This window comes from Methylorubrum zatmanii, from assembly GCF_014845115.1.
GTDB classification, from domain to species: domain Bacteria; phylum Pseudomonadota; class Alphaproteobacteria; order Rhizobiales; family Beijerinckiaceae; genus Methylobacterium; species Methylobacterium zatmanii.
In genome coordinates this window covers 1-2,090 of record NZ_NKUI01000347.1, presented here as the reverse complement: position 1 = coordinate 2,090, position 2,090 = coordinate 1, and the positions used below count along the sequence as shown (strand labels likewise).

The 2,090-nt window shown below is 66.2% G+C and carries 1 protein-coding gene; it reads right to left on the bottom strand.

Translation table 11 applies throughout. From position 1 onward, the window contains the following. On the bottom strand, nt 1–1,929 hold a 1,929-nt coding region (bcsA, locus tag MZTS_RS24645), incomplete at its 3' end, for a UDP-forming cellulose synthase catalytic subunit (protein ID WP_192285953.1). Nucleotides 1,930–2,090 lie beyond the last annotated feature (161 nt).

Below are 2,090 nucleotides of genomic sequence, written 5' to 3'. Positions count from 1 at the left end.
CAAAGTGACCGGCAGGGCGCCGGCCGGCCGTGCGCCCGCCACGGGCACCACGTTGAGCGAGCCCGAGAGCTTGCGCTGCCCGGCCCCCGCCGGGAGCAGGGCGGCGGGCAGCCGCACGGTGCAGGTCTCCGCCGAGACGCGTGTGATCGCCACGTCCACGGCCCGGTCGCCGAGGGTGAGCAGGCCGCGCCGGTTGACGGGCAGGGAGGGCGTCCGTTCGAGCTGGCGGCGCTCGGCGCAGACCCCGAGGGCCGCGCCGGCGGTGAGCAGGTTGAAGAGGTTCCACAGGCCGACGACCAGCATCAGGTTGGTCACGCCGGGCTCGAACAGGTAGCGCCAAGCCGCCACTGCGCAGCCCGTCGCCAGGAGCCCGTAGACCGCGAAGAAGGGGAGCGAGGCCGAGGACAGGTGGTTGTGGTCGAGGCTGATGCCCTTGTCGGTCACGTTGAAGGTCGGCTTCCGCGGCGACCAGATCACCGACACGATCGCCTTCGACAGATAGAGGCCCTGGACGTATTCGTAGAGTTCCGAGACGAAGGGCCAGCGGAATTTGCCGTAGACGTAATTCTGCATCATCAAGTTGATGACGATGTAGGTTGCCGTATAGGCGATGGATTCATCGACGCTGGCGACGAAGATTTTCAGGTCGAAGAAGATGTGCAGCAGCGGCGCGAACATGAAGATCAGCCGCGGCACCGGGAAGAACCAGAACGTCATGCTGGAGAGGTAGGCGATCTTCTGGATCGGTTTGAGCCCCTTCTGGAAGGCGGGGTTCTTCAGGAGCAGGATCTGGAACATGCCCTGGCACCAGCGCGAGCGCTGGCCGATGAAGGCCGTCAGCGTCTCCGGCTGGAGCCCGGCGATCAGGGGCTTGTCGACATAGGCGCTGGTCCAGCCGCGGGAATGCAGCTCGAAGGCGGTCTCGCAATCCTCGGTGATGGTGATGCCCGAGAAGCCGCCGGCCTCGTCGAGGGCGGTGCGGCGCAGCAGGGCGGCGGAGCCGCAGAAGAACGAGCCGTTCCACTTGTCGAGGCCGCGCTGCGTCACCGCGTAGAACATCTCGTTCTCGGACGGCATGCGCTCGAAGGTGCGGAGGTTCCGCTCGATCGGATCCGGGTTGAGGAAGGCATGCGGCGTCTGGACGAGGAAGAGCTTCGGATCCTCGGCGAAGTATCCGACCGTCTCGCTCAGGAACGAGCGGAACGGGACGTGGTCGGCATCGAGCACCACGACGATCTCGCCGGTGGCGAAGGCGAGCCCGTTATTGAGGTTGCCGGCCTTGGCGTGCTCGTTGCGCGCGCGGGTGAGGTAGCGGCAGCCGAGTTCCGCGCAGAGCGCCATCAGGTCGCGCCGCCGCTCCCGCGCGGCCCTGGCCTTCTCGGGATTGGGATCGGCGCATTTCTGATCCGACCCGCCGTCGTCGAGCAGCCAGACCGTGAGCTTGTCGGGCGGGTAGTTCATCTGACGTGCCGCCGCCAGCGTCATCGCCAGGATGGCCGCATCCTCGTTGTAGCTCGGCACGAACACGTCGACCGTCGGCAGCTCGGCGGCCCCGGCCGCCGGCGGCGCCCGGCGCTGGAGCGGGTCGGCATTGATGATCAGGCTCACGAACAGGATGAAGACGCAGTACAATTCGCCGACGAGCAGCAGCAGGCCGAAGCCGAAGCTGACCGGATCGCCGGGAGAGGGCAGCGTATCGGTGACCCGCCACAGGATGTAGCGCAGCACCACGAGGCTCCCGAGCGCCAGGAACACGAAGCGGGTGCGCGGCCCGTCGAGGAACAGCCACAGCACGATCATCGCCGCCATGGCGGCGAGGCTCATGGCGAGTTGGTTCTGTGTCCCGACCGGCTGGCTCAGGAGGACGAGGCCGGCGACCGTCGTCCCCATCCAGGCCAGCCACCGCAGCGCCCGTATCACACCCGCCACTCCCGCGTCGTGGACCGAACCACCATCGAAATACGACAACTTTTCGATGCGTTCGCGGAGAAGCCGCCGAACTCATCGAACAGGGTTGATATTACGCTTTGGCTTGCGGTGCGATCCGTGAAAAACTCTCTTATGGAATTAAGAGCGTGGGACAAAACCGG